Source organism: Halosimplex rubrum (assembly GCF_013415885.1).
Classification (GTDB): Archaea; Halobacteriota; Halobacteria; order Halobacteriales; family Haloarculaceae; genus Halosimplex; species Halosimplex rubrum.
Window position 1 is genome coordinate 3057015 of record NZ_CP058910.1, and the last position, 26299, is coordinate 3083313.

35 protein-coding genes are annotated in these 26299 nt (G+C 68.9%); 16 read left to right on the forward strand and 19 right to left on the reverse strand.

What is annotated here, in order from left to right; genetic code table 11:
- Positions 1-46 precede the first annotated feature (46 nt).
- The 7 genes from dinB to hisC all read right to left on the reverse strand — a co-directional run bounded on the left by dinB (position 47) and on the right by hisC (position 5727).
- Positions 47-1354 (reverse strand): DNA polymerase IV, encoded by a 1308-nt coding sequence (gene dinB / locus HZS55_RS15255; RefSeq protein WP_179908443.1) that lies wholly within the window; start codon positions 1352-1354, stop codon positions 47-49.
- A gap of 121 nt (positions 1355-1475) precedes the next feature.
- On the reverse strand, positions 1476-2186 hold the full coding sequence (locus tag HZS55_RS15260) for a hypothetical protein (protein WP_179908444.1): 711 nt from the start codon (positions 2184-2186) through the stop codon (positions 1476-1478).
- A gap of 411 nt (positions 2187-2597) precedes the next feature.
- Complete coding sequence (locus HZS55_RS15265) at positions 2598-2795, reverse strand: hypothetical protein (RefSeq protein ID WP_179908445.1); 198 nt, start codon at positions 2793-2795, stop codon at positions 2598-2600.
- 146 nt (positions 2796-2941) lie between these two features.
- Positions 2942-3289: a hypothetical protein gene (locus HZS55_RS15270; RefSeq protein WP_179908446.1), complete on the reverse strand. Its 348-nt coding sequence runs from the start codon at positions 3287-3289 to the stop codon at positions 2942-2944.
- 192 nt (positions 3290-3481) lie between these two features.
- Entirely contained in the window at positions 3482-4090 is a 609-nt protein-coding gene (locus HZS55_RS15275; RefSeq protein WP_179908447.1) for a CDP-alcohol phosphatidyltransferase family protein, read from the reverse strand.
- Positions 4091-4103: 13 nt separating this feature from the next.
- Complete coding sequence (locus tag HZS55_RS15280) at positions 4104-4610, reverse strand: adenylate kinase family protein (protein WP_179908448.1); 507 nt, start codon at positions 4608-4610, stop codon at positions 4104-4106.
- A 34-nt stretch (positions 4611-4644) separates the two neighbouring features.
- Positions 4645-5727, reverse strand: coding sequence for a histidinol-phosphate transaminase (gene hisC, locus HZS55_RS15285; RefSeq protein WP_179908449.1), 1083 nt, complete (start codon positions 5725-5727; stop codon positions 4645-4647).
- A 179-nt stretch (positions 5728-5906) separates the two neighbouring features.
- Between hisC and HZS55_RS15290 the strand changes: the two genes are divergently transcribed.
- The 5 genes from HZS55_RS15290 (at position 5907) to HZS55_RS15310 (ending at position 8762) form a co-directional block, all read left to right on the forward strand.
- Positions 5907-6563, forward strand: a complete 657-nt coding sequence (locus tag HZS55_RS15290) for a chemotaxis protein CheC (RefSeq protein WP_179908450.1) — start codon at positions 5907-5909, stop codon at positions 6561-6563.
- 100 nt (positions 6564-6663) lie between these two features.
- Entirely contained in the window at positions 6664-7143 is a 480-nt protein-coding gene (locus HZS55_RS15295; RefSeq protein ID WP_179908451.1) for a CopD family protein, read from the forward strand.
- 420 nt (positions 7144-7563) lie between these two features.
- The gene (locus HZS55_RS15300; protein WP_179908452.1) at positions 7564-8052 is read left to right on the forward strand and encodes a type II toxin-antitoxin system death-on-curing family toxin; all 489 of its coding nucleotides are present in this window, start codon (positions 7564-7566) and stop codon (positions 8050-8052) included.
- Between the two features lie 25 nt (positions 8053-8077).
- Positions 8078-8218 (forward strand): hypothetical protein, encoded by a 141-nt coding sequence (locus HZS55_RS15305; protein ID WP_179908453.1) that lies wholly within the window; start codon positions 8078-8080, stop codon positions 8216-8218.
- Between the two features lie 181 nt (positions 8219-8399).
- Positions 8400-8762 carry a MarR family transcriptional regulator gene (locus HZS55_RS15310; protein ID WP_179908454.1) on the forward strand — a complete coding sequence of 121 codons (363 nt, stop codon included), beginning with the start codon at positions 8400-8402 and terminating at the stop codon, positions 8760-8762.
- A 522-nt stretch (positions 8763-9284) separates the two neighbouring features.
- Here HZS55_RS15310 and HZS55_RS15315 read toward each other — a convergent pair.
- Together HZS55_RS15315 and HZS55_RS15320 are read right to left on the reverse strand one after the other, a co-directional pair.
- Complete coding sequence (locus HZS55_RS15315) at positions 9285-9614, reverse strand: hypothetical protein (RefSeq protein WP_179908455.1); 330 nt, start codon at positions 9612-9614, stop codon at positions 9285-9287.
- Entirely contained in the window at positions 9615-9977 is a 363-nt protein-coding gene (locus tag HZS55_RS15320) for a hypothetical protein (protein ID WP_179908456.1), read from the reverse strand.
- Between the two features lie 222 nt (positions 9978-10199).
- Here HZS55_RS15320 and HZS55_RS15325 point away from each other — a divergent pair, with 222 nt between their 5' ends.
- Positions 10200-10592, forward strand: coding sequence for a hypothetical protein (locus HZS55_RS15325; RefSeq protein ID WP_179908457.1), 393 nt, complete (start codon positions 10200-10202; stop codon positions 10590-10592).
- A 12-nt stretch (positions 10593-10604) separates the two neighbouring features.
- Here the strand turns inward: HZS55_RS15325 and HZS55_RS15330 are convergent, their stop codons facing one another.
- Positions 10605-11444 (reverse strand): CPBP family intramembrane glutamic endopeptidase, encoded by an 840-nt coding sequence (locus HZS55_RS15330; protein WP_179908458.1) that lies wholly within the window; start codon positions 11442-11444, stop codon positions 10605-10607.
- Between the two features lie 195 nt (positions 11445-11639).
- Between HZS55_RS15330 and HZS55_RS15335 the strand changes: the two genes are divergently transcribed.
- The 6 genes from HZS55_RS15335 (at position 11640) to HZS55_RS15360 (ending at position 16830) form a co-directional block, all read left to right on the forward strand.
- A complete protein-coding gene (locus HZS55_RS15335) occupies positions 11640-11831 on the forward strand; it encodes a hypothetical protein (RefSeq protein WP_179908459.1) in 192 nt (63 codons plus the stop codon).
- Positions 11832-11957: 126 nt separating this feature from the next.
- The gene (locus tag HZS55_RS22435) at positions 11958-13091 is read left to right on the forward strand and encodes a J domain-containing protein (RefSeq protein WP_218927232.1); all 1134 of its coding nucleotides are present in this window, start codon (positions 11958-11960) and stop codon (positions 13089-13091) included.
- Between the two features lie 93 nt (positions 13092-13184).
- Complete coding sequence (locus HZS55_RS15345) at positions 13185-14339, forward strand: winged helix-turn-helix domain-containing protein (RefSeq protein ID WP_179908460.1); 1155 nt, start codon at positions 13185-13187, stop codon at positions 14337-14339.
- 120 nt (positions 14340-14459) lie between these two features.
- Entirely contained in the window at positions 14460-15779 is a 1320-nt protein-coding gene (hisD, locus tag HZS55_RS15350) for a histidinol dehydrogenase (RefSeq protein ID WP_179908461.1), read from the forward strand.
- An 82-nt stretch (positions 15780-15861) separates the two neighbouring features.
- A complete protein-coding gene (locus HZS55_RS15355; RefSeq protein WP_179908462.1) occupies positions 15862-16365 on the forward strand; it encodes a GNAT family N-acetyltransferase in 504 nt (167 codons plus the stop codon).
- A 93-nt stretch (positions 16366-16458) separates the two neighbouring features.
- On the forward strand, positions 16459-16830 hold the full coding sequence (locus HZS55_RS15360) for a HesB/IscA family protein (protein ID WP_179908463.1): 372 nt from the start codon (positions 16459-16461) through the stop codon (positions 16828-16830).
- Here HZS55_RS15360 and HZS55_RS15365 read toward each other — a convergent pair.
- The 5 genes from HZS55_RS15365 to HZS55_RS15385 form a co-directional block, all read right to left on the reverse strand.
- The gene (locus tag HZS55_RS15365) at positions 16827-17027 is read right to left on the reverse strand and encodes a dodecin (RefSeq protein WP_179908464.1); all 201 of its coding nucleotides are present in this window, start codon (positions 17025-17027) and stop codon (positions 16827-16829) included. The genes HZS55_RS15360 and HZS55_RS15365 overlap by 4 nt on opposite strands.
- A gap of 103 nt (positions 17028-17130) precedes the next feature.
- Complete coding sequence (locus HZS55_RS15370) at positions 17131-17784, reverse strand: hypothetical protein (protein ID WP_179908465.1); 654 nt, start codon at positions 17782-17784, stop codon at positions 17131-17133.
- Positions 17781-18419 carry a hypothetical protein gene (locus HZS55_RS15375; protein WP_179908466.1) on the reverse strand — a complete coding sequence of 213 codons (639 nt, stop codon included), beginning with the start codon at positions 18417-18419 and terminating at the stop codon, positions 17781-17783. The genes HZS55_RS15370 and HZS55_RS15375 overlap by 4 nt, the downstream gene beginning before the upstream one ends.
- 82 nt (positions 18420-18501) lie before the next feature.
- Positions 18502-18810, reverse strand: coding sequence for a DUF7116 family protein (locus tag HZS55_RS15380; protein ID WP_179908467.1), 309 nt, complete (start codon positions 18808-18810; stop codon positions 18502-18504).
- A gap of 162 nt (positions 18811-18972) precedes the next feature.
- Complete coding sequence (locus HZS55_RS15385) at positions 18973-19212, reverse strand: DUF5816 domain-containing protein (protein WP_135363358.1); 240 nt, start codon at positions 19210-19212, stop codon at positions 18973-18975.
- A gap of 177 nt (positions 19213-19389) precedes the next feature.
- Here HZS55_RS15385 and HZS55_RS15390 point away from each other — a divergent pair, with 177 nt between their 5' ends.
- Positions 19390-20745: a bifunctional metallophosphatase/5'-nucleotidase gene (locus tag HZS55_RS15390; RefSeq protein ID WP_179908468.1), complete on the forward strand. Its 1356-nt coding sequence runs from the start codon at positions 19390-19392 to the stop codon at positions 20743-20745.
- An 80-nt stretch (positions 20746-20825) separates the two neighbouring features.
- On the forward strand, positions 20826-21227 hold the full coding sequence (locus tag HZS55_RS15395; RefSeq protein ID WP_179908469.1) for a universal stress protein: 402 nt from the start codon (positions 20826-20828) through the stop codon (positions 21225-21227).
- Positions 21228-21248: 21 nt separating this feature from the next.
- Here HZS55_RS15395 and HZS55_RS15400 read toward each other — a convergent pair whose 3' ends face one another.
- The 3 genes from HZS55_RS15400 to HZS55_RS15410 form a co-directional block, all read right to left on the reverse strand.
- A complete protein-coding gene (locus tag HZS55_RS15400) occupies positions 21249-22394 on the reverse strand; it encodes a mechanosensitive ion channel family protein (protein ID WP_179908470.1) in 1146 nt (381 codons plus the stop codon).
- 194 nt (positions 22395-22588) lie between these two features.
- On the reverse strand, positions 22589-22825 hold the full coding sequence (locus tag HZS55_RS15405; protein WP_179908471.1) for a hypothetical protein: 237 nt from the start codon (positions 22823-22825) through the stop codon (positions 22589-22591).
- 67 nt (positions 22826-22892) lie between these two features.
- A complete protein-coding gene (locus HZS55_RS15410; protein WP_179908472.1) occupies positions 22893-23744 on the reverse strand; it encodes a translation initiation factor eIF-2B in 852 nt (283 codons plus the stop codon).
- Positions 23745-23925: 181 nt separating this feature from the next.
- Between HZS55_RS15410 and HZS55_RS15415 the strand changes: the two genes are divergently transcribed.
- Positions 23926-24396 (forward strand): type IV pilin, encoded by a 471-nt coding sequence (locus tag HZS55_RS15415; RefSeq protein WP_179908473.1) that lies wholly within the window; start codon positions 23926-23928, stop codon positions 24394-24396.
- 39 nt (positions 24397-24435) lie between these two features.
- Here the strand turns inward: HZS55_RS15415 and HZS55_RS15420 are convergent, their stop codons facing one another.
- Entirely contained in the window at positions 24436-25899 is a 1464-nt protein-coding gene (locus HZS55_RS15420) for an RtcB family protein (protein WP_179908474.1), read from the reverse strand.
- A gap of 162 nt (positions 25900-26061) precedes the next feature.
- Between HZS55_RS15420 and HZS55_RS15425 the strand changes: the two genes are divergently transcribed.
- On the forward strand, positions 26062-26238 hold the full coding sequence (locus tag HZS55_RS15425; protein WP_179908475.1) for a hypothetical protein: 177 nt from the start codon (positions 26062-26064) through the stop codon (positions 26236-26238).
- Positions 26239-26299: the final 61 nt, after the last annotated feature.

Genomic DNA, 26299 nt, shown 5'->3' on the forward strand with positions numbered 1-26299 from the left:
CGCCGTTCGACGCTCTCCGATAACAATCCCCGGTATCGGTGCGACGCTACTCGTACTCCCGAAGCGAGCGCTGGCCCTCGGCGGCCGGATCGGCGCGCTCCCTCTCGTCCGTGTCCGGATCGTCGTCCGCGGACGCGACGGACGACTCGCCGTCCGCCGTTGCGCTATCCGTCGTCGCGCCGTCGGCCGCCCCCGACGACTGGCCCTCGAACCCGGCGAGGCTGGCCTGGTCGCTCTCCGCGAAGTCGAGCTTCGAGACGCGGACGCCCAGCTTGCGGACGCGGTCGTCGTCGAACTCTTCCAGTAGATCCAGCGCCGTGGACTCCAGCAGGTCGGGGTCGTCGACCGGTCCCGGGAGCGACTCGGCGCGCGTGTTCACGTCGTAGGGCGGGGTAACGACCTTGATCCCGATCGTCCGGTAGAGCGCCCCCTCCCGCTGGGCGCGGTCGGCGACATCGGCGGCCAGCGCCCGGACCTTCTCGCGCTTGCGCTCGCCGTCGTCGGTCGCCTGGGTGAACGCCGACTCCCGCGAGAGGCTCTTGGGCTCACCGACCGGCGTCACCTCCCGGGGGTCCTCGCCGCGGGCGTACCGCCGGACGGCCAGCCCGCGCTCGCCGAACCGCTCCCGGACGCGCTCGGGGTCGGCGGCGGCCAGGTCGCCGGCCGTCTCGATGCCCATGTCGCGTAGCTGTCGGGCGGTGACGGGGCCGACGTTGTGGATCTCGGCCACGTCCAGCGGCGCGAGAAACTCCCTGACCTCCCCCGGTTCGACGACGACGAGGCCGTCGGGTTTGTCGTAGTCGCTGGCGATCTTCGCCGCGCTCATCGTCGGTGCGACGCCGACGCTCGCGACGACCCCTACCTCGGCCTCGATGCGCTCTTTCAGATCGCGGGCGAAGCGCTCGACCTCGTCCCAGTCGACCCGGTCGGTCACGTCGAGATACGCCTCGTCGATGCTGACCTCCCGGACCACCTCGGCGGCGTCGTGGAGGAGCGCCTTCACGTCCGCCGCGACCTCGCCGTAGTAGTCCAGGTCGACCGGCCGGTAGAACCCCGCCCGTTCGACGTCCAGATCCGGGTCACGCGCGGCCTCGACCTTCCGAGGGAGCCGTTCGAGGGCCTCGGAGATGGCCATCGCGCTCTCGACGCCGAACTCCCGGGCCTCGTAGCTGGCGGTGGCCACGGCGCCGTGGGTCTCCGCGGACTCGTAGCCCATCCCGACGACGAGCGGCTGGCCCTCCAGGGCGGGCTCGCGCAGGCGTTCGCAGGCCGCGTAGAAACAGTCCATGTCGACGTGACAGACGACTCGATCGGGCGTCGCGTCGGTCCCGAGCGTCCCGAGGTCGCCGCTCATCGGTCCCGGTACCTCCCGGTCGGCGTCGGTCGGCAGTCCGCGGTCCGGCGCTCGCTCGCGGCCATCGCTTCCGCTCGCTCCCTAGCGTCGCGGGGCGAGACCCTCTCGCCGGCGTCGTCGGTCATCCGCTTGCGCGAGCGAGCGCCGGCGCTTCGGAACCGGCCGGCGTCGCCGCGCCGGTCGGCGTACTCGTCCCGTTCGGTGCGGGTGTGCCCTCGGGTGCGGCGGTGCCGTTCGGTCCCGGCGTGAGCGTTCCGTTCGGCGCAACCGTCCCGTTGCCCGGCGTCGCGGTGCCGTTGGGCGGCGTTTCGGGGGTCTCCGCGCCCGGTGTCGGCGTCGGCGTGGGGGTCGGGGTCACAGTCGGCGTGGCCGTCGGCGTCGCAGTGGGCGTCGGCGTCGCGGTCGGCGTCGGCGAGGGCGTCGGGTCCGCGGGTCGGCGGTCGAGGACGAGCCGGTCGCCGCCCGAGCCGTTCCAGACGACGTAGAGCTGTTCGTAGACCGCGCCGGGGACCCGACACTCGCTGCCGCGGGTGATGTTCTCGACCGGCGTCGCACAGGCCCCGTCGTCGGTGCCGGCGAAGGTGCCGAGTCGTCCGCGAGTCGCCGACTCGACCGAGACGTGCGAGCCGTTGAGGCGGTCGCCGCCGAAGTGGGTGACGACCACGTCCGTCCCGTCGGACTCGAAGACGAAACTCGCCCGCGGGCGGTCCGGGTCGGTCGGCCCGCCCGAGATGGACGTGACCAGCGACATCGCCAGCAGCACCGCCGCCAGCGCCATCGCCAGCAGGACGGCGTTCTCCGAGACCCCGCGAGCGCCCCAGCGTCCGTTCACACACTCCCGTTTCCGTCCTCCCCAATAGAGTTACTGGCCGAGAGGTTCGAGGCGTTCGATCGGTCTCGGTCGTCACGAGTGCCGCCGAGGGTCGGTATCTGTCAGCTCTGACCGCTGACTGACTCCCGCTTGCGGTCGCGGTTCTCTGTTCGCCTGCGGTCGCCATTCGATACTCGTCCGCGGCCGAGGAGTTGCGACCGCTCGCGTCGTCATCGAACCCACTCCGCAGTAACACGCCAGTCGCTCTCACCGATTTACGTCGATAAAAGCCTCGAGGTGCGACGGGGTGGCCAGTCCCCGTCGCGAGTCGCCCGCTCGTTCGTGTACGGTGCCAATATTCCGGGAGTTCACGACGGTGGTTCACGTCGGGAGCCCCGTATGGCTCCATCTGTGTGTTAATGCCACGCATACTTAACCCTTCCCGTTGCGGTACGGTTTGCAGGAATCGATCCGTCTGTCGACCAGCTCGCGCGCGTGGTACGACTCGCGGCAGCTCCGGCAGTAGGCGCTGGGGGTGGTCGCGGCGGGTTTCAGCGCCGTGTGGCCGTTCGGGCAGGCCACCCGGTAGGGGTCCGCGAGCAGGCCGGCGAGGTCCTCAGGGTCCACCATCCGTCGCCTCCGCGAGCGCGCCCGTCCGCTCGTGGTCGCCGATGCAGCCACACCGCGGACACGGGGCCGCTCCGACGGCCCCGACGCCGAACTCAAGCCCGCAGGCGCGACACCGGTAGCCCACTCGCGCGTCCGCTCTCGCCGCGTCAGCCATCGCGGCCTCCCCGGCCGTTCGCCGTCGATTCCCCCTCGCCCGCGGGGTTGCGCTCCTCGCACTCGTCGCTCGCCCCGCCCGCACGCCGCTCGGCCGTCTCGGCGATCCGCCGGCAGTACGCCGCGGCGGCGTCGGCCGCGGTGTCGCCGTGGCCCTCCGCGGCGACGCCCGTCTGCGTCGCCCGCCAGCCGCCGCCGCACTCCTCCAGCACGATGGTCGTCCACCGCCGCCGATGCCACGGCGCGTCCTCGTCGTCCGATCCCTCGGTCGGCGACGGCCGACGGTCGCCCGCCGTACCGTCACCTGCCCTGCCGTCGTCCGCGTACTCGCTCGCCGTCACACCTCCGACCAGCGACCCCCGTGCAAAAGCCGTTAGCCGCACCTCCGGAGTGAAAGTGGAGGCCGAATCTCGGAGGCGATCGCCGCGCCGTCCCGCGGGTGAAAGTGGTTTTTCCGCCGCGAAAGTAGTCCGCGTCGAACCGGGAGGGACCTGTCGGTCGCTGGGGAGCCGATGGCGACTACAGTCGTCCCCTCACAGCGCCTTCATCGCGTAGTAGAACCGCTGGAGCGCGGTGACGTGGCCGACGACGGCGAAGAAGACGAGCAGCCAGCCCACCACCGTGAGCCCCGAGAACGGTTCCGTGAGGAACGCGGCCGCCGCGCCGACGGCGACGACCAGCGCCAGGCGGTCGGCGCGGCCGACGAGCCCGCCGTAGACGCGGTCGAGGCCGACCGCCTGGGCCTGCGTGCCGAGGTAGGAGGTCATCAGGACGCCGGTGACGGCGGCCAGTCCCAGCGCGTAGGCTTCGAGGCCGGCGGCGAGTCCGGCTATCATCGCGATGTCGGCGTAGCGGTCGAGGACGTGGTCGAGCAGGTCGCCGGCGTCGCTGCCGGTGCCGGTCTCGTGGGCGAGTTCGCCGTCGACCAGGTCGAGCCAGCCGTTCAGCGCCACCGCGAGGGCACCGCCGAGGTAGAGCAACGGATCGCGACGCGGTGCGACGGCGAAGGCGGCGGCGCCGACGAGCGCGAGCGCGAGCGCGATGACGCTCACCCCGTTTGGCGTCAGCCCGACGCGCTTGGCCAGCGCCACCGACGGCGCGACGGCGCCTCTCACCGCGGGGCGGAACTGGTCCAGTGTCATCTGCTCGGACCGGTCATAGATAGTCGAGGAACGAAACTGTACCGGCCTGGGGATCGCGCTCGCCCGCGACGACCGCCTCGATCGCCCCCGCGACCGCCTCGGGGTCCATCTCCGTCGCGTCGACCTCGTAGACGCTCCCCTCGCCGTGGCGCTCGACGGCTTCCGTGAGGATCACGTCCAGCGCCTCCGACTCGGCGTTCTCCTCGGCCTTGGCGGCGGGTTCGCCCCGGTCGGTGAGCCGACGCTCCAGCTCCTCGGGGTGGGTCCGGAGGACGACCACGCGGTCGGCGTCGAAGTGGTGGGCGAGATGGGACTCGAAGAGCACGTCGTCGCGACCGTCGAGGTAGTCGGCGACCGCCTCGATGTCCGCGACCGCCGAGTCGCGCTCGTCGTCGTGCTCGACGACGAACTCCTCCTCGTGGATCACGTCGTTGAGATGCTCGACGGCCAGGTCGGTGTCGAGGTGCTCGACGGCGGTCGTCTTCCCCGTTCCCGGCGTTCCGGTGACCGCGACGCGCATCAGACGGACACCGCCTGCATCCGCGGCGACGGCCTCACGCCGACACCTCCGCGACGATCTCGTTGATCGTCTCGACGGCGCGGCGCGTCTCGGCTTCGGTGCCGCAGGTGATCCGGATGCACTCCGGGAGGCCGAAACTGGTGCAGTCGCGGACGATGACCCCCTCGCGCTGGGCGGCGTCGGCGACCGCGCTCGCGTCGCCCACCTCGACGAGGACGAAATTGCCGCCGCTCTCCCAGGTCTTCGCGTCCAGGGTTTCGTGCATGTACTCGCGGGCCCACTTGGCGGTCTCGACGGTCTTCTCGACGTGGTCGTCGTCGTCGAGCGCGGCGAGGCCGGCCCGACACGTGAGTTCGGTCACGCCGAAGGGGGTGGTCACGCGGGCGTACGCGTCGGCCCACTCGGACGGCGCGACGGCGTAGCCCAGCCGCATCCCCGCGAGGCCGTACGCCTTCGAGAACGTCCGTATCACGGCCACGTCCTCGCGCTCCTCGACGAGGTCGATCCCCGACGGGGAGTCGGTGAACTCGGTGTAGGCCTCGTCGTAGACGATCAGGGTCTCCTCGTCGGTCTCCTCGGCGACCGTCCGCACGTCGCCCAGGCTCATCTCCGAGCCGGTCGGGTTGTGCGGGCTGGTGACGTAGACGATGCGGTGGCCGTCGTAGGCGTCGAGGACGGTCTCGGGCCGCTGGGCGAAGTTCTCGGACTTCTCCAGTCGGTACTCGTCGACCTCGCCGTGGTGGTAGCGCGCGGACATCGGGTAGTAGGCGAAGCCCGGCGTCGGGACGAGCACGCGGTCGCCCGGTTCGATGAACGCCCGGGCGAGGTTGTCCAGCGCGGTGTCGCCGCTGGGGGTCAGCCAGATCTGCTCGGGGTCGAGGCCGTGGCGGTCGGCGACCTTCTCGGTGAGGTCGGTGTGTGAAGACTTGGGGTAGCTCGAGACGCGGTCGGCGTGTTCGCGGACGGCCTCGACGGCCTTCGGGCTGGCGCCGAAGGGGTTCTCGTTCGAGGAGAGCTTGACGAGGTCGTCGGGGTCGAGCCCGAGCTCGCGGGCCACCTCCTCGATGCCCCTCCCGGCGCGGTAGACGGTGTGGTCGGAGAGGTCCCGTGGTTCCATACCCGTTCGAAGCGGTCGCCGGGTCTTAAGGGTGCTCGTCGCGCGTCGCGGCCCGCCCGCTCGGTCGGCCCCGAGTCGGTTCGACCGGACCGCGCCGAACTACCCGCGTCCCTGTCGAATTTCGAATTTGATACGCCGGGGGAAACGGCTAACACGCCGGTCCGGAAACGGAGTGGCAGATGCCGATCCTGATCGACATCCGAAAACTCCGGATCATCAATCGTCTGATCAAAGACGGCGCCGGCAACGTCGCCGCCGCGCTGGAGACGATGGCCGGGGTGGAGTCGACGGTGAAGATCAAGAGCCTCGCGTTCGTCGACCCGTCGGACATCCCCGACGAGATCGGCCCGAATCCCCGGTACAGCGCGCAGGTCCGACTCCGAGAGCCACCCTACGGCACGTTCTTCCTCACCTTCGCGGACGCGACGGCGGACGAGCTCGCGGGCCTGCTGACGGGCGTCGACCCGACCGACGGGTTCAACGAGATGCACGAGAGCGCGCTCCAGGAGATCTGTAACATCATGACGTCGGGGTTCATCGACGGTATCGCCAACACGCTCGGGACGACCATCGATATCGGGACCCCCGACGTCTACCGGGGGACCGGTGCGGAGATCGCCGAGAAGTCGCTCTCGCACGTCCACACCGACTCGCTGTCGATCGTCCTCGACGCGGTGGTCGACATGGCCGAACGCGACACCGACTTCGAGGTCCGGATCTTCCTCGTCCCCGACCCCGGCGCGTTCGTCAACCTCATCGACAAGATCGAACTCGACGAACTCTCCTCCGCCGTCGACGGGAAGTACGTCGACGACCTCGAGACGAGCGATCTGTAGATCGACGGGGCGTTTCCCCGCGCTGGGTCCGCCGGGGTGACGTCGGACGGTCGGTCCGGACTTGGGTACGTTCAAGTGGGTCGCGTCCTCCCGAACGCACATGTCAGCGCTGGACACGGCGATGTACGTCCTGCACCTCGTCTTCGGCGGGGTGTGGACCGGCAGCGTCGTCTTCGTCACTCTGGGTGTCCTGCCCACCGCGCAGGACGGCACCGCCAACGCCGAACCGCTCCGGGCCGTCGTCGAACGACTGCGGTGGGTCTCGCGGGCGAGCGCGCTTGTGCTGCTCGCGTCCGGCGGCCACATGGCCGGCGGCACCGGAAGGTACACGGTCGAGTCGCTGACCGGGACGCCCCGCGGCCACCTCGTCCTCTCGATGGTCGCGCTGTGGTTCCTCCTCGCCGGCCTCGTCGAGGTCGGGTCGAGCAAGCTCGCCGACGGCTTCGATCAGAAGAAGGTCCGCCAGCCGGCCCGGGAGGCCCGTCCGTTCTTCCTCGCCGCGTCGGTCGTCGCCGCCCTGCTGTTGGTCGTCGGCGGCGTCCTCGCCTCCGGGTTCGTTTCGGTCGACTCGCTCCTCTGACCGCCGCGGACGCCCCGGTCTCCGGTGCGGAGCGTTTAATCGTGCCGGCCGACTACCTCGAGTGCGTGCCTTTAGTCCCCGCCCGAGCGCACCCAGACGGGAGCGATGACCGCGCGGCGAACCCGGGCACGCGACACCGAGTGGCGCCGCAAGCGCCGGCCCGCCGAGGGGCCGCGGTCGCCTCGGCAACCGCTTCGACGGCTCACGCCGTCTGGCAATCGGGCTCCTCACGGAGCCTCGCCCGGCACGAGGGTTTCCCGGCTGACCCGGCACGCCGCCAGGGATGATGTCGGTCGTTAGTGTTCCGGGCGTACATCCTTCGATACGATGGTTCCACTCACGAACGATCTGCAGAGTCCTCCCGAGAGTCGTCAGTCGTAGAGAGAAAACAATAGGTCCGTTCGGCGTGAGACTCCGACGATGACCGACCCGTTCTGGTATCCGTCGGTCGAAGATGTCCTCGGCATCCACGAGGATATCGTCTCGGAGTACCCCGACACCAGCCCGGGAATCCAGAGTCGTGGCGACATCGAATTCGCGCTGGAGTACGTCAGTGAGGGAAGCTTTGGGTCAGTTCCGGAGACGGTTCATGAGAAGGCGTTTCATCTGCTTCGGCTCCTCGTCGCCAATCACCCGTTCGTGGACGGCAACAAGCGCACTGCGCTCAACGCGACGACTGTGTTCTATCTACTCAACGGGTATCGATTCGATTACGACGACGAGGTCAGGGAGATACTGAAGCAGTTCGGGACTGACGAGACGACGGTCGATGAGGACTTCGTGCTCGAATATCTCCAAATGCAGACGACAGAAGTTAATTTGAACGAAGTGGTCGAGCGATGGCGCGGCGACCTTGTCGAAGACGGACTCAATCAGCTGTCCGACGAATCATCGGACCCGAACGATTAACCGGACCGACGGACAAGAAGAAGTCATGGCGACAGAAGAGGAAACAGGCGAACGCACCCCTCTCGACGACGTGATGGAGGATATCCGTCGAGAACTCGTAATGCGCGTCGCCGAGGCTGACCGAGACGAACACCGCGAGATTTACGACGCTCTCGAACACGAGTAAAACACTCACATCCGCCGGTTTCCGACTCACAGATTTCGAGTGTTCCAGTTCCGTTGAGTCTACTGGTAGATTTTCTCCCGGTAGTGTTCCGGGCGTACATTTTGAGTACGTCTACGGCCACAGATAGACGCAAAAGAGCACCCAGCAAACTCTTTAGTACATCTAATACAAAACAGTACATATGCCAATCAGTGCTGATCGGTTCGAGGAGATCGATACCGATGAGGAACAACCGAAGCCCGAGACGAATGCTGCCAAGATACTCGAATTTCTCGAAGAGCATACAATCGAGGCGTTCACTCAGACCGAGATCGCACAGGCGACCGAGGTCAAGCGTGGCTCGGTCGGACCGACGCTGGTACGGCTTCGGGAACGCGGGCAAGTAGACCACAGAGGGCAGTACTGGCGGATAAGTGACCACGATCGGAGTATCGACGCTGCAACGGCCCACGCTAGTGAAGTCGCAGCAAGTCACGAAGAAGCACCGTTCGAGTACGGCGAGTGGCAGGAGTACGCGGTCGATCCGCGTGAACAGCGTGAGTGACGCCTATCGAAAAGGGGATGTATTCTGGGCACCCGATCCCTTCAGACAGGGCTCAAACCCTCGACTTTGGTTAGTTTTGGTCGCAGAACCGCTACCGTATCCCGATGAGGAGTACGTTTGTGCTGCACTCACGACGAGCGATCTCCCGGCAAATTACGAGGTCGGAGATGCGTGGATTACAGGCCAAAATCCCGATAAGAAATCATACTGCTCTCCGTGGGTTATCGGAACGGTCAAACATCGTGCAGTAGCGGATCCACAGGGACGTATCACGACGGAGTTCACCAACCAAATAATCGAACAGAGTACAGCAGTTCTTGACGGATCTTGGGAGCTGGCGGAGTAGATCGGGGCGTCCGTGCTATAGTAGAAGTTGAAACCGTTTGCACAGTCGATCGAACGATTGCGTGCGATCGTCCGGGCGATGTCTTTCAAATTCTACGATAGTGAGCTGATCGTTACACTTCCACCGAGCCTACTAGTAAATTCTCGCTCGGTAGTGTTCCGGGCGTACATTTCGGGCTACCGTAGATACTTCTCCAACGCAGTAACGACATCCTCGACGATCTCGTCCGCGACTCGTCCCTGCCACGCGACGAGATCTTCGATGCGAGGTGAATGAACTGCCCACGGGGAGACGAACGATTCTTGTGGTACTCCGCCAACCGTCCATACGTCCGGATTCAGTGCGATCGAGTCCTCGTACTCTTTGGTCGAGATAGCGACTGCGACGAACTGTTCGTCACTGAACGGATGCGAATCGTTGTTGACAATTAGCCACGGTCGCTGGGTATCATCACCCAGTTTGAATGGGTCCGCGCTTCGCACCACGTCGCCTTGCTCCGGCCGCATTTATCTGTCTCGCTCGCTGGGATGTGGTTCGTCGGGGGCAACAGCGTCCCACTCGTCCGGATCGATCCCCTCGTCTTCCTCATTCAGTCGTTCCGTGATAGCGTGAAGATCGTAGGCGTCTCTCACCCGATCCAGATCCCCTGTTATCGCCCAGTACTCTCCTTTATGTCGGACGAGATCGCGCTGTTTCAGTCGAGAGAGAGAAGTCCCGACTGTGTTCGGATCTTCGTCGATTCCGGTCGCAATCTCGGAACGAGTGAATGCGTTATCTCTGTTCGTGTACAGATAGGTGAGCACCTGCTCGGGAACGCTCGGGCCGTTGGGCAGATCTCCGGTTTCGAACTCTTCGATACGTACTGGCATATACCGTACTTAGTGTACTGACGTAATTAATGTACTGCTGTACTGGATCTGTCGTCGTCCTCGGATTCGACCCCGGAAATGGTGGCGCTTTACTTCCACCGAGCCTACTAGTAGAAACTCGTCCGGTAGTGTTCCGGGCGTACATTCGACACCCGGAGCGACGGCGCCGGCTCCGCCACGAGTGATCCACCGTTAAGACGGGGTGTTTCGAACGATGTGACTATGCCAGTCGACCCGGAGACCGCGACGATCGCGCTCGTCTCGCTGTGCGGTGCGGTCGCGGTCGCGGTCGTCACGCGCCGCCACTACGAGCCGCCGCCGCGGGACGGCGAGGACGAACCCCCCGAGCCCGTCTTTGAGGCGGTCGTGTTCTTCGTCCTGGCGGGAGGGCTGTTCGCCGGGCTCGGGTACGCTATCGCGACCGTCGGTCGCTGGGGGACGCTGGGACGGGTCGCGACGCTCCTGTTCTCGCTCGTCGGCTGCTACTCGGCGTACGCGACCTACACCGGCCGGATCGCCGACGACGCCGACCCGGCGAGCGCGCTCATGGGCGTGGTCAGCGCGACGGTGCTCGGTGTGTATCCGCCGATCCTCTTCGCGCTCGCGCAGCTGTAGCGCGGAGCGCGGTCAGAGGAGCGCGAGCGCCGCCGCGGTCGCGTTCTGGGGGTCGGGGAGCTGGTCGCTGAAGGCGATCACGACGTACAGGAGCGTGAACAGCGTCGCGTTGTAGATCCCGTGGATCAGCGACGGGACGACGATGTTGTCCGTGAGTTCGTAGGCCGCGCCGAAGACGAGCGAGGGGCCGACGAGGACGCCCAGTGCGACGAAGTTACCGGCCGCGGAGCCGCCGGTCAGCGCGAACCAGTGGAGGCCGGCGAAGACGGTGCTGGCGAGGAGGATGCCGGCGACCGGGCCGAGCACCTCGCGGAGTCGCCCCTGGACGACGCCGCGGAAGAGCAACTCCTCGCCCGGTCCGATGATCAGGATCGACGCGGGGATCAGTATCAGCAGGACCTCGGGGTTTTCCATCCCGATCTCGGCGGCCTGGTTGGTGCCGGTGTCGACCTGGAGGAGGGTGACGAGGATCGACCCGCCGAAGGCGGCGCCGAGCGCGAGGACGTAGCCGCCGACGACGACGGCGACCGCGCGAAGATCCGGGAGGTCGGCGTCGATGTCGAACGGGCCGGGGACGCCCTCGAACCCGAGGAGCGACCTGATCTTCGGCCCGACGGTCGGGCGGAGTTCGAGGTACGCGAGCGCGACGCCGGCACAGCCCACCCCCTGGACGAAGACGAGACTCAGGACGATCACCGCCGCCGGCGAGATCTCGATACCCAGACCGAGAGTCAGTACGGCGGCCGCGACGGAAGCGAGGACGAACCCGAACGCCAGCCCGCCGCCGCCGAGGCCGAGGGCGGAGACCAGCGCGACGACTGTTCGAAGCGGAGACCAGTCACTCGTTGCCATTCTCGTCCGTCCGTACGCCCGTCCGCGTCAAAAGCGATCCCCTCTCGCGGACGGCCTCTCGACGGTCGACGGCCTCCAGCCGCCGGCGACCGACGACTCACTCCGGACCGTATAAGGACATCTTACGACTTCCCGGGCGTCCATACTCGTTTCAGGGCAAGCTATATGTGAACGTCTGTCACACTGTGAGATACGATGGTAGAATGTGACCACTGCGGCGACGACGTATTCCGAGCGTGGCGGCGACGCGAGCGGACGGAGACGATGACCCACCGGACGGTCGCGTGGGTCTGCGAGGACTGCCACCCCGAACTGGGCGAGACCGGTCGGACGAGCGCGCCGGAGCGCCGCGCGGTGGCCGACGGCGGCCGACGGACCGAGTCGTAGCGTTCCGGTGTCCCGGGCGCGAGTGGGGGTTCGTACTCGCGGAATTTCGGGTCCTCGCCCGTGTCTCCGGTAGCAACTTACTTGTAGGTGAAGCCGAAAGAAGGGGGCGAAACAGTCACTGGGCGTATGAGCAGGACGTTCTACGGCGTCCTCGGGGTGAGACCCGGCGCCGACGAGGAAGCGATCCGCGCCGCCTACCGCGAGCGCGTCAAGGAGCACCACCCGGACGTGAGTTCGGATCCCGACGCCGCCGACCGGTTCAAGCGGCTGACTGCCGCGAAGGAGACGCTCCTCGACGCGGCCGAGCGCGCCAGGTACGACCGGCTCGGACATCGAGCGTACGTCGGGTCGCACGCCGACTCGTCGCTCTGGACCACCGACTCCGCGACGGGAGCGAGCGCGCCGCCCGACGACGGACCGACGACAGGGGGGACTGGCTCCCGCGGCGCGGCGAGCGACGGCGGCGACGCGGCGGCCGGCCGGCGCCGGACTCGCGACCCGGGGGCCGGTCGGAGTCGGACCCGCGACGGGACCGGCCGTTCGTCCCGGTCGACGAACGCCACGGCCTCGAAGCCCGACGACGATGCCGACGGGGCGACGGGCGGGACCGCGCGCGCCCGTTCGACGGGTTCGGGCGTCGGTCCCGGTTCGTCGGGTTCGACCGGACCCCGCGACAGCGAACCGTCGAACGGCGGCGAACGATCGGCGGGTGGTGAACCGTCGAACGGCGACCAGTCACCGAGCGGTGACGACACCGAGACGGCCGGTTCCGGCGCGACGGCGTCCGAGCGGGCGAACGACGGGTCGGCGTCGAGGGCGACGAAGAGCGCGACAGCGTCGGGGACGACGAAGAGCGAGACGGCGCGGGCGGACGTAGCGGATCGGGGGACGGACTCCGGGAACCGACGGCGTCGTCGCGCGAGCGTCGGGACGGCGACCGACGGGACGCGGCGGCGTGAGCGGTCGTCGGGCTCGTACGCCACGACCAGCTTCTGGGATGTCACCGAGGAGCGCCCGAGCCCAGGGCGGTCGTCGCGGTCGGTGACTCGCCGCGCGCTCGCCGCGCTCCGCCGGCTCGGCCCGTGGGTTCTGGTCCACGTCCTGTTCCTCTCGCTGGCGGTCGGGACCGGCTGGTACGTCTACACCGTCGTCCTGCCGCCGGCCGAGCGGTCGGTCGCGCTGCTGTTCGTACTGATCGGCGAAGTGGGGGTCGCGGCGGTTCTGTCGTCGTTGCACATACTCTCGCGGCTCTACCGATAACGGACGCTGGGCGGTCCTACGCGCGATCCGAGCTTCAAACGAGTTTTTGTCTTTTGGGAAAGCCCATTATGGTCGGCCATCTGTGCTAGGGCAATGGGTCGTCTGCTGCCGTTCAAGTCGGAGCCGACGCGGACGCCCGACGAGCCGCGAGTCCTCGACCTCGACGACGATGCGACCGAGGAGGCGCTGTCCGCGCTCTCGTCGGACACCGCGCGGAAGATCCTGGCGACGCTGTACGAGGAGCCGAAGACGCCGCCGGAGATCCGCGACGAGGTGGGCACGTCGCTGCAGAACGTCCACTACCACGTCGAGCGTCTGGAAGCGGCCGAGCTGATCCAGCCCGCCGGCGAGGGGTACTCCGAGAAGGGCACGGAGATGACCATCTACGCGCCGGCCAGCGAGGCGCTCGTCCTCTTCGCCGGTCGGGAACACGACCGATCGCGCCTGAAGACCGCGCTGACGCGCCTGCTCGGCTCCGTCGGCCTGCTCGCCGTCGCGAGCCTCGCGGTTCGACGGCTGTTCGGCGGGTCCGGGGCGAACCTCGGCGACTACGGCGTCTCGTTCGGGATGGGTTCGCAGTCCGGCGCCGAGCGCGGCGCCGACGACGGCGGTGACGGCGGGGGAGCGGGCGGTGGCGACGGCGCTAGCGATGCTGGCGGTGGCGACGGCGGCGACGCCGGTGCCTCGGGCGGCGACGGCGGCGGAGCCGGTCCGGAACCGGAAGACGACGCGGTGACGTCGACGACGACCGACGGCGGCGACATCGGTATCTTCGGCGGCGAGGACACGGCGACGGACACTGCCGGGGCCACCCCGAGCCCGACGCCCGACCCCGCGACCGCGACGCAGTCGACGCCGGCCGCGACGGAGGTGCCGTCCGCCACGCCGACGCCCGCGGGCACTCCGTCACCGACGCCGGCCGGGACGCCCACGCCCGCAGCGACGCCGAGCCCGACCGTGACGGCCACGCCGACGGCGACGACGACGCCCACCGCGACGCAGACGGCGACGCCCCAGCCGACCCCCACGACGACGGAGCCGCCCTCGCCGACGCCGACCGAGACGGGCATGGACTCGGGGACGATCACCCTCGACACCGCCACGCAGGTCCCTGCGGAGACGGTCGACGGCGCCCGTCGTGTCGCCGGGAGCGGCGACTCGCTGCTGGCCGACCCCGCGGTCGCCTTCTTCCTCGGCGGGCTGTTCATGCTCCTCGTCGTCACCGCCTGGTGGTACGTCCAGAGCTGACGGCCCGACGCGGTTCGATCGAGCGGTCGCGCTCCCGGCGACCGCTTCGGCGGCACCGGTCGGCGGTGCCGGCCGGCCGCGATAGCAAGTCGTATGGGCCAGTCGCGGCAAGGGCTCGGTATGAACGTGCGACGAGTGGACGCGCTGGACCCCGGCGAGCGGGCCGCGCTGTTCGACCGCGACGCGGGGGTCGACGCCGTCCGCGACGACGCCCGCGACATCGTCGACCGCGTGCGGTCCGAGGGCGATGTCGCGATCAGGGACCTCTCGCGTGAGATCGACGGCGTCGAGGTCGGGAACGTCGACGTGACCGACCGCGTCGAACGCGCCGCCGAGGCGATCGACGAGGAGACCCGCGCGGCCATCGAGGACGCGGCAGCCAACATCCGCGAGTTCCACGAGCGTCAGCTGCCCGAGGACTGGACCGAGGACTTCGGCGGTCGCGAACTCGGCCGACGCTTTCGGCCGCTGGACACGGTCGGCGTCTACGCCCCCGGCGGAACGGCCGCCTACCCCTCCAGCGTGCTGATGGGCGTGATCCCGGCGGTCGTCGCTGGCGTCGAGCACGTCGCCGTCGCGACCCCGCCGGCCGAGGAGATCAACCCGGTGACGCTGGCGGCCGCCGACATCGCCGGCGCTGACGCCGTCTACCAGGTCGGCGGCGCCCAGGCCGTCGCCGCGCTCGCCTACGGCACCGAGACGATAAACGCCGTCCAGAAGGTCGTCGGTCCCGGCAACCAGTGGGTCACCGCCGCCAAGGCCGAAGTCCGGGGCGACGTGGAGATCGACTTCCTCGCGGGGCCGAGCGAGGTACTGGTCATCGCCGACGGGACGGCCGACCCGTCGCTCGTGGCGGCGGATCTGGTCGCCCAGGCCGAACACGGCGAGACGAGCTCCGTCGTCGCCGTCACCGACGACGAGGCGACCGCCGAGGCCGTCGCCGCGGCCGTCGACGACCACGCGACGGGCCGCGACCGCGAGGAGACGATCCGCGCGGCGCTCGACAACGACGCCAGCGGCGTCTTCCTCGCGCGGTCGATGCCCGAGGCGGTGCTGTTCGCCGAGGAGTACGCCCCCGAGCACCTCTCGATCCAGGCCGACGACGCCGAGGCGCTGCTCGACCGCATCCCGAGCGCCGGCAGCGCCTTCCTCGGCCCCTACAGCCCGGTCGCGGCCGGCGACTACGCGACCGGGACCAACCACGTCCTCCCGACAAACGGCAAGGCCCGTGTGACCGGCGGGCTCTCCGTCGACACCTTCCTGCGGTCCACCACCGTGCAGCGACTCTCCGAGGACGCGTTGGGCGACCTGCGCGACACCGTCACGACCTTGGCCAACGCCGAGGGGCTGGAGGCCCACGCCCACAGCGTCGACGCGCGCCTCGAGGCGGGCGCCGTCGACGGGGACGAGGACTCCGACGCAGACGGTACCGGCGAGTAGCGCCGGATTACCCCTCGGGGTCGCGGGCGCGGCGGCGACGCGGGTCGTCAGGTCTTTCTGCGATAGCGCCGTTCGGTCGTGCATGACAGCGGACGTACGCTATCGACCGGCGAACGCCGGCGACGTGGCCGGCATCCAGCGAGTCGCCGACGACGCGTGGCACGCGGCCTACGAGGACGTCCTCGGCGAGGACGTGGTCGAGACGATGCTCGACGAGTGGTACGGGGACGACGCCATCGAGGCCGGCGTCGAACACGAGGCCCAGGACTTCTTCGTCGCCGCCGTCGACGGCGAGGTGGTCGGCTACGCCCACGCCGGCCCGCACCCGCCCCGGCGGGTCCACCAGGTGTATCGGCTCTACGTCGACCCCGACCACTGGCGCGAGGGGATCGCCCGGAACCTCCTCGCGGAGGTCGAACAGGCGCTGTACGACCGCGACGTGACCGCCTACGAGGCGGAGGTGCTGGCGGACAACGAGCGCGGGATCGCCTTCTACGAGGCCATCGGCTTCGAGCGCGTCGACGAGCAGGAGACCGACTTCGATGGCACCACCGCGACCGAGTACGTCTTCCAGAAGCGGCTGTAGCCCGAGGCGCCGGGACGGGCGTTCCCGACGGAGACCGTGAGCCTCGGTTCGCCCGCCGTCAGGGTTAACACGTTCGGGACGGAACTGATGGGTATGAGTTCCACGACGGAGGCCGACCCCGACCCGGGCGGAGCGGGCATCGAGGTGACGGAGGCGGCCGCCGAGGAGGCCGTCTCGCTGCTCGACGACGAGGACATGGACACCGACGTGTCTGGACTGCGACTGTTCGTCCAGCAGGGCGGCTGTGCGGGGCTGTCCTACGGGATGCGCTTCGAACTCGAGCCCGACGACGACGACACCGTCCACGAACACCACGGGCTGCGCGTGTTCGTCGACCCGGCGAGCATCGACTACGTGGAGGGCTCGGTGCTGGACTTCGAGGGCGGGCTGCAGGGCGAGGGGTTCCACGTCGAGAACCCCAACGTGGTCAGCGAGTGCGGCTGCGGCGAGAGCTTCCGGACCTAGTCCTCGAGTTCGAACGCCACCTCGACCTCGGCCTGGTACTCCCGGTCTTCGACGCTGGCGACTTCGACGCCCATCTCCTCGACCTCGATCCACTTGACGTTCTGGAGCGTCGCTTCGGCGCGGTCGACGGCGTCGTCGACCGCCTCGTCGAAGCTCTCGGTGCTGGTCCCGATCAGCGTTATCTTCTTGAAAACCATCGCAGTGTGCGATACGGCCCCACGGTACAAAAGGTTCGGCCGACCGACGGAGCCGGTGGGATCTGACGGCCGTCGCCGACGTGCGGTGCTCGGGGGCGACCGCTCAGGCCGCCCGCTGGTCGAGCCGGTTCTGGATGTACTGGGAGATGCCGTTGAGGTGGGCGGTGCCCCAGGTGGCGACGACGACGGCGCCGAGGGTGTTGTAGACGAGGTCCCACAGCGAGTCCTCCAGCCCGTACTGGGTGAGGATGGTATCGGTTCCCAGCAGGGTCGCGACGTACCCGATGGTGAACTCGATGATCTCCCAGAAGACGCCGTAGGCGAGGACGAACAGGAGGATGAAGACGAAGACGAACCTGGGCGGCAGGTTGATCTGGTCGGAGTGTTCGTCGAGCGCGCGGACGGTGGCGTAGCCGACGCCCGCGATCACGGACGACGACAGCGCGTGGGTCATGTGGTCCCACCACCAGACGCTCTGGTAGAAGCTCTCTCCGCCGGTGCCGATCGTCCCGAGCGCGTGGAGGAACACGGCGCTGGTGATCCACAGCGTCAGGCCGGCGTCCAGCGGAACGCCGTAGTCGCGTTCGAGCACCGGCACGAGCTGTGCGATCAGCAGCGCGATGCCCGCGTTGGCCATGATCTTCACGTTCAGCTTCCAGACGCCGTAGAGGAAGACGCCGAGCATGACCAACTCCATCAGCCAGGTGAGCTGGCGCTGGCGGCGCGCGGTGATGCCGAGCCGGTCGCGGAGCCTCATGCGACGCCTCCCTCGACCCGCTCGGAGACGGTCGCTCGCCGGCGGACGTACACCTGGAAGACGAGCCCGGCGACGAGCCCGGCAACGCCCGAGCCGACGAACTCGACCATGAGTTCGTGTTCGATCTGGTCGAGATCGGCGTCACTGAGCAGGCCGTCGGGGCCGGGTTCGAGCAGCAGCGTCGTCCCGAGGTGGACGTCCGAGCCCCAGCGGGCGAGCGCCCACAGCCCCGCCGCGGCCAGTGTCGTGACGACGACGAACAGGACGGCGAAGCCGACGCTCATCTCGATCGGTGTGAACAGGTGGAGATTCACGGCCACCAGCAGTGCGAAGGCGGCGATCGAGAGGTACACCGCGATAGTACTGGTCATCCGAACGGTCACGAGCGCGCGGGCGACGACCGGGAGCCCCGCGAGCAGGACGACCTCCGCGGGCGCCATCGCCCGCGGGTTGCGCCGCACCAGCGCCGGAAGCGCGGCGACGGTACCGACGGTCACGGCGAAGGCCGCCCACAGCAGGTCGCCGTCCAGCAGGCTCTCGACAGTCACGAGGCCGAACACGCCGACGAGCACCCAGCCGATGGCGGCGTTGAGCCGCGTGTCCGTCAGCAGTTCACCGAGGTCCCTCTGTGCCATCTATACCCTCAGGGATTCGGCTCCACCAATGAAACGCTACCGGCTCGCCGGGTTCGGCCGACGCGGAGAAACCCGCGGCCGGTCAGGCCGCGTTACGGTGACAGGCGACCTCGTACTCCCCGTCTTCGTCGACGCCCATGATCGCCCACTCGTAGTCCGGGTCGGCGGCTTCGAGGCGTCGTTCGAGTTCGGGTACGTCCTCGGACCAGGCGACGAAACACCGGTACTCGCCCGAGTCGGGCGTCTCGTCGAACTCCTCGGCCGGTGTGACGTGGACGCTCCGCCACTTGCGCTCGGCCAGGTACTCGCCGCCGCTGTCGGTCACCGTGTATCCGAGGTCTGCGAAGATCGACCGGGCCTTCTCGTCGAGGTGCTTGGTAACAGCCCTCATTCGTGTCACGATACCGCGGGACCCGGTATAAACCTTCCTACGGTTCACGGGATCCGGGGGCGCGGACGCGCCCCTGCGAGTCGGTAGCGGCGTATTACGCGGGGTCGGCGGCCGCCAGGTGCGGACGCCGGACGGCGTCCGGGAGGAAACGGTCGGTCGCCGTCACTCGTGGGCCGCGTCCCACTCGTCGGGTTTCTTGAGGTTGCCGCAGTCGTTGCACTTGATCCGTCCCATCGAGTCCATCGCGGTGCGGAAGGAGTCGCAGTTGCCGCAGAAGTAGCCCCAGCGACGCTCCCGGTCGGGCGTCCGGTAGACGACGAAGAAGGGGCCCTCCGCCCCTCGCTCGGCGTCCTCGGTGTCGACGTACAGCGTCTCCGCGTCGGGACCGGTCTTCGTCTCCATGTGCCCAGAGAGGGCCACGCGGCCCAAAGTCCTTCCGTCCGTGGCAGGTGCGACCGGACGGGCGACCGGACCCCTCTCAGCGGCTGACCGGCATCCGCGGCGCGCCCATCGCGGGGTCGGCCTGCGACCGACCGGCCACCGAAGACGATATGCCCCGTGGAGGCCTCGATCCGACGGATGTCGCCCCGCCTCCTCCACTACTCCGACATCGAGAACGCCTACAACACGCCCGAACGGGTCGCCCGCGTCGCGGGCCTGCTGGCCGACCGCCGTGGACCCGACGCGCTCGTCGCGGGTTCGGGCGACGACACGGGTCCCGGCGTCCTCTCGCTGGTCAGCGACGGCCGCCAGTCGCTGGACTTCTTCGAGGCGGTCGAACCCCACGTCGAGACGGTCGGCAACCACGACTTCGACCACGGCTTCGACGCGCTGCGGCGCGTGGTCGCCGACTCCCCCCAGCGGTGGTCGCTCGCCAACGTCGAGCTGGACGGCGAGCGCTTCGGCGCCGACGCGGGCATCGAGGCCGGCGTCCTCGTCGACCTGTCTGACGCGACGGTCGGCGTCGTCGGCGTCCTCGACCCCGCGACGACGGAGATGACACCCGGCACCGACGCGCTGGACTTTTCGGACCCGGTCGACGCGGTGGCTCGGGCGGAACCACGGCTTCGCGAGGCGGGCGCCGACCGCGTGGTCGCGCTCGCGCACACGAACGACGACGACGCCCGCGCGGTCGCCGCGGACACGGGCGTCGACGCCGTGCTCGCGGGCCACTCGCACCACCAGCACGCGACCGCTATCGACGGCACGCCGCTCACCCGACCGGGCGCGACCGGGGGGTACGTCTACGAGGTCGACCTCGACACCGGCGGCGTGACCTGCCACGACACCGCGACGGCCGACCCCGACCCCGCCGTCGCGGCCGCGCTCCGCGAGCGGGTCGCCGCCAACGACCTGGACGAGGTGGTCGCCCACGTCGAGGACCCCCTCTCGCGGGACCGCGAGCGCCGCCTCGGCGGGGAGTGGCGACTGGGCAACTTCGTCGCCGACGCCTACCGCTGGAAGACCGGCGCCGACGTGGCGCTCCAGAACGGCGGCGGGATCCGCGAGGGACCGCCCCTGTCGGGCGAGGTGACCGTCGCCGACCTGATCAGCGTCAGCCCGTTCGAGGAGCCGGTCGTCGTCGCCTCGGTCACCGGCGCGGAACTGCGGTCGGTCGTCGCCGAGGCGGACGGTCGCGCCGTCGACGGGCTGAACGACTACTGGTACGGGCACGTCAGCGGCATGCGCGTCGCCGCCGAGAACGGCGGTTACGAGCCGTACGTCGGCGGCGAACCCGTCGAGACCGGCGAGCGCTACACCGTCGCGGTCCCGAACTACGTCCTGATCACCGACCTGGAGTTCCCGACGCTGACCGAAGCCCACGCGGTCGAGCGCTACGCCCTCCAGTACGAGGTCGTCGTCGAGTACGCCCGCGAGTCCGGCGTCGACGCGCCGCTGGAGGGGCGGATCCCGGACGCGGTCGCCGCGGAGTGAGCGGTGGCGCGCGACCGGAACGATCGGCCCGGCGAGCCCAATGGAAAGCTTCAGGCGGTGGGGCCGAGTACCCTCCGGCGATGACGCAGGTCGTCGTCCCGGTCCGCTACCCGCTCTCGGAACACTCCAGGGCGACGCTCGCCCGGGCCATCGAGATCGTCGAGGAGCGCGGCGGCCAGCTCACCGTGCTCCACGTCAACCAGTACCAGGACAACCACCAGCCCACGCGGCGCGACCTGAAAGATGCCGTCGAGCGCGAGTTCGGCCGGGTGCCCGACACCCGCTACGTCGTCCGCCAGGGGCTGCTCGTCGAGGAGACGCTGCTCGACGAGATCGTCGCCGAGGACGCAGACATCGTCGTCATCGGCAAGAAACAGGCCGGTCGCTGGCGGCGGATGATCCGCCGGCTGGTCGACGACCCCGACATCGAGACGTTCCTGCGCGAGGAACTGGACTGCGACGTGGTCACCGCCGAGCGCTGACCGCCACCCGCCGAATCCACTTCAGGGCCGCTCGTCGTCGTCCGCCGACGGGTCGTGCGGTCGGTCGGACGGTCGATCGACCGCGTCGACGGTGTCGTCCGCGTTCGGCCGCTCGCGGTTCGGTCGTTTCGGCCGGCCGTCCGCCGGTCGGTCAGCGACGTCGACCTGCATCTCGCCGCTGGTCTCGTCGAAGACGTGGTGTTGGTGGGGGTAGGCGATCTCCACGTCCTCGTCGACGATGGCCTCGTCGACCGCGGTCTGGATCTTCGACCGGACGCGCAGCAGCCAGTACGGTTCTTCCACCCAGTAGCGCAGCCGGAGGTTGATCCCGTGGTCGCCGAAGGCGTCGATGTAGCAGGTCGGCCCCGCGGGGTAGCGGGCGGCGCCGACCCGGATCGCCGGGCCGCCGCTCACGACGCCGTCCAGGTCGCGGGCCGCGTCCTCGATCAGCTGTCGGGCGCGGGGCACGTCGCTCTCGTAGGTGACCAGGATGTCCAGCGACTGTCGGGTCCGGGTGTCCTCGGCGGAGTAGTTGACCACGTCGCGCTCGCGCATCGTCCCGTTCGGGATGACGATGAACGTGTTGTCGAGCGTGAACACCTTGGTGTAGCGGAGCGTGATGTCCTCGACGAACGCCCGCTGGTTGCGGTCGGCGAGTTCGATCATGTCGCCGATCTCGTAGGGCTGGTCGGCCAGCAGGAAGACGCCGCCGATGACGCTGCCGACGATCGGCGCGAGGATGACACCGATCACCGCCGAGAAGACGGCGACCGACAGCGTCAGGTCGGCCAGTTCGTAGCCGTAGACGCCCATGATCGTCAGCGCCGCGAAGACGAAGACGAGCGCGCGGATCCCGCGGAGCGCGGTCCGGGTGAGGCTCGGTCGACGGAAGCGACGGGCGATCCGCCGGCCGAGCAGCTGGACGAGCAGCTGCGAGACCGCGTAGGCGAGTGCGAGGACGACCACCGACTGGGCGAGCTGGATCACTGGCGTCGGCGTCGCGTCGAGGATCTGCACCATCCAGTCGGGGAGCCACGAGAGGGCCGTCGCCGTGCCGGGGACGCTCGAATTCCCGGCGGTCGTCGCCGTGCCGCCGGACGCTGCGGTCCCGTCCGGTGCCGCCGTCTGGCCGATGGCGACCGACAGCGCTCGCGCCCACTGGACCATGGCATGGTGTCCATCGCACCCAGCAAAAAGGGTTGTGTCACAGGCAGTCCGGGCGACGGCGGCCCGGTCGTTCGTCGCCGCTATCCACCGCCGCTACCGGGTCCTGCCCGAGCGCATCGAGCGGGCCCGCGCGGTGCGACAGACCGAAGACAACGCGTCGACGGTCACTCTCCCGCGGTCGCCCCCGGCCGCGATCACTCGGTTTCACCGCCGGTGCCGGCCAGCGGCGACGCGCCGGCGACGATCGCGCCCGCGGCCAGGATGGCCGCCGACAGCGCGACGAAGTCACCGCTCGGCGTGTACCCCGCCAGTCCGGCCCCCACGTCGACGATGAACACCGTGACGAAGAAGCTGAGGATGGCGAACACCAGCAGTACGAGCGACGCGACGATACTCCCGACGAGCGCTCCGAACGAATCGAGGATTCCCATACACTTGCCTCCGGCTCCCGTTCTCCGACCGGACACTAATGGGTTGGGCTCGAAGCGAGCCGTGGACTCAGAACTCGTGGACCCGCTCGTCGGTGATGGCCGCGTCGAGCAGGCGGGTGGGCGTCGCGTCGTAGGCGGGGTTCTCGACGGCGAAGCCGTCGGCGGGTTCGCGGATGACCTCGCTGGCCGAGCGGTGTTCGTTCTCGAAGGCGAACCCGCCGGTGACGACCTTCGCCTCGGCGCCGACGACTCGGACGGGTACGCCCGCGTCGCTCGCGGTCGCCGCCAGCGGGTAGGTGCCGATGCGGTTGTACAGCGTGTCCTCGACGATGCAGTCCATCCCGACGACGACCTGGTCGATCTCCGGGAGGAAGTGGCCGGCCGCACCGTCGACGACGAGGTGCGCCTCGACGCCGTCCAGCTCGGCCAGGGTGCGGACCATCTTGCGCCCCAGATAGCGCGGGCGCGCCTCGGTGCAGTACACTTCCAGCTGGGCGCCCGCGTCGACGGTCCGTTCGATGGCTTCGAGGACGGTCGATGAGTAGTCGTGCGTGAGCAGCGTCGTCCCGTCTTCGAGGTACTCGACGGCCCGCTCGGCGGCCCGTTCCTTGGCCGACTCCACGCGGTCGACGACCGACTCGACGGCGTCGCGAGTCGTCTCCTTCGCCGATTCGACGGCGTCGGCGTCGGCGTCCTCGACGGTCGAGATGATCTCCCGCTGGGTGGTCTGTAGGGAGGCGTGAGAGGGGTTGGCCCGCCGGAGGGCGTGACTGTTGCGTTCGAGCGTCCGGACGTACTCCTCGACGGTCGGGTACTCCCGCTCGGTGAGCGCGAGCAGCGCCTCGGCCGCCTTCACCGCGACGACGGACGAACTGTGCGTCTGCATGTCCGCGATCTCCTCGACCGTCTCGTCTATCATGCTAGAGCCGTCGCCGCTCGCGCTCAAAGGCTTTCCCCCTGCCGATCGCGGCCGATGCGGTCGCCCTCCCCGGACACCGTTCGGCGACCGCCTCTCGGGCCGCGAACGCCCGCCCCAGTTCTATCGATTCTGATACTCCCGCCGAAGCTGGTTTAGTCCCGGCTCGCGCTACCACGGGTACATGACCGGTGGCGACGGGCGACACGAGCGATTCGAACGCGGCGGCCGCGGGGAGAGCGACCGCGGCGTCTCGGAGTTCGCCGGTGTCGCGATCCTGATCGCCATCACGCTGCTCGTGACCGGCTCGGTCGGGCTGTTCGTCCTCGTCGACCCCGGGTCGGAGAACCCGGGCCCGAATGCGAACTTCACCTTCGAGTACATCGATAGCTCCTCGGTCCTCGTCGTCACCCACGAGCGGGGCGACAACTTCACGGCGGGCAACCTCACGTTCCGGAGCGGCGAGACGGCGGTGCGGTGGAGCGCGCTCGCCAACTCGGATGCCAACCGGACGGTTTCACCGGGGGCGACCGTCCAGCTCAGCCGCCGCAACGCCTACGGCAACCCGGTCAACCCGAACGACCGGATCGCCGTCGTCTACGCGCCGCCGGTGGGCAACGAGACGGTCCTCGACAACTGGAACGGCACCGGGTGACCGGGGCGTCGCCGGGTCCGCGCCGCCGTCCCCTCTCGGTCACCCCTTGATGTTGCAGACCGGGTAGGTGCGAGCGACCCGGTCGCCGATGCCCAGCGCGTCGGAGACCCGCACGACCTCGTCGACGTCCTTGTAGACCCCCGGCGCCTCCTCGGCGACCGTCGCGCCGCTCTGGGCCTTGACGTAGATCTGCTCCCCCTCGCGCAGGTCGTCTTGCACGTCGCCGCCCCAGAACTCCTGTTTGGCCTGCGTCCGACTCATCAGTCGGCCCGCGCCGTGAGCGGTCGACCCGAACGTCTCCGTCAGCGACTGCTCGCCCCCGCGCAGGACGTAACTCCCGGCGCCCATGCTCCCCGGGATCAGGATCGGCTGTCCCACGTCGCGGTAGGCGGGCGGCACCTCCGGTCGCCCGGCGGGAAACGCGCGCGTCGCGCCCTTCCGGTGGACATACACCTCGCGTTCCTCGCCGTTCTCGACCTCGTGTGTCTCCTTTTTCGCGATGTTGTGGGCCACGTCGTACAGCAGGTCCATCTCCATGTCCTCCCACGAGCGGTCGAACACCTTCTCGAAGACCTGCCTCGTCTGGTGCATGATGAGCTGGCGGTTCACCCACGCGAAGTTGATCGCCGCGCACATCGCGCCGTAGTAGTCCTCGGCCAGCTGCGACCCCGCGGGCGCCGCCGCCAGTTCCTTGTCCGGCAACTGCGAGAGCAGTCCGCTGTGGGCCTGCTCGATCTCGCGCAGATAGTCGGTACACACCTGGTGGCCCAGCCCCCGGGACCCGCAGTGGATCAGCACGACGACCTGGTCGGCTTCGAGGCCGAAGTCGGCGGCCACGTCCTCGCGGTAGATGTCCGTCACGCGCTGGACTTCGAGGAAGTGGTTGCCGCTGCCGAGGCTCCCGACCTGGTTCTTCCCACGGTCTTTGGCCTTCTTCGAGACCTTGCTCGGGTCCGAATCCTGGCGGACGCCCTCGTCCTCGCAGTGTTCCAGATCCTCGGGGACGGCGAAGTCGTTCTCCAGCGCCCACTCCATCCCGCGGTCGAGGATCGCCTCCACGTCGTCCATCGACCCCTCGTAGACGCCGCCGCCGCCCAGCCCCGAGGGGACGTTCGCGAACAGCGCGTCGACCAGTTCCTCCTCGCGACCCCGAAGGTCGTCGTAGGTGAGGTTCGTCGTCAGCATCCTGACGCCGCAATTCACGTCGTAGCCCACCGCTCCGGGCGAAATACAGCCGTTTTCGGCGTCGATGCCGGCGACGCCCCCCACGGGGAAGCCGTAGCCCTGGTGGCCGTCGGGCATGCAGAGAGCGTGCTTCCGGACGCCCGGCAGATGGGTCGCGTTCTTGAGCTGCTGGAGCGTCTTGTCCTCGCTGATCTCGTCGAGCAACTCCTCGCTGGCGAGCACGCGAGCGGGGACGTTCATGTCGCCCTCTTTCGGGATCTCCCAGACGTAGTCCCGGACCTTCTCCAGGGTGATGCCGTCGGCGTCGTACGTAGTCATACGCGATGGTCCGCCCGGCGCGCCGAAAGCGGTTTCGCTGTCCGCCGGAGGCGCGGTCCGTCCCGGAGTCACCCGAGCCGACACCGACACGTGTCACGCCGAGGGGCGGCGGGCCGACCGGATTGCAGCGAACTTATCCGAGAGAGCCTCCACCGACCGCACGTGACGGACGCTATCAAGCGCCGCCTAAACGCCCTCATCCTCCTCTGTTCGGCGATTCTCGGCCTCGCCGTGACGCTCGTCGTCCTAGGGGGTCGGACGTCGGCGACGCTCCTGGTGTTCGCTCTCCTGCCGTCGGGCGCGATCGCGCTGGCGGCCTTCGTCTACGCTGGAGAGTAGCGGGGCCGGTTCGACGCCGGCCGTTCCCTCCCTGGGTGCCGGACCGAACGGGATCCACAGC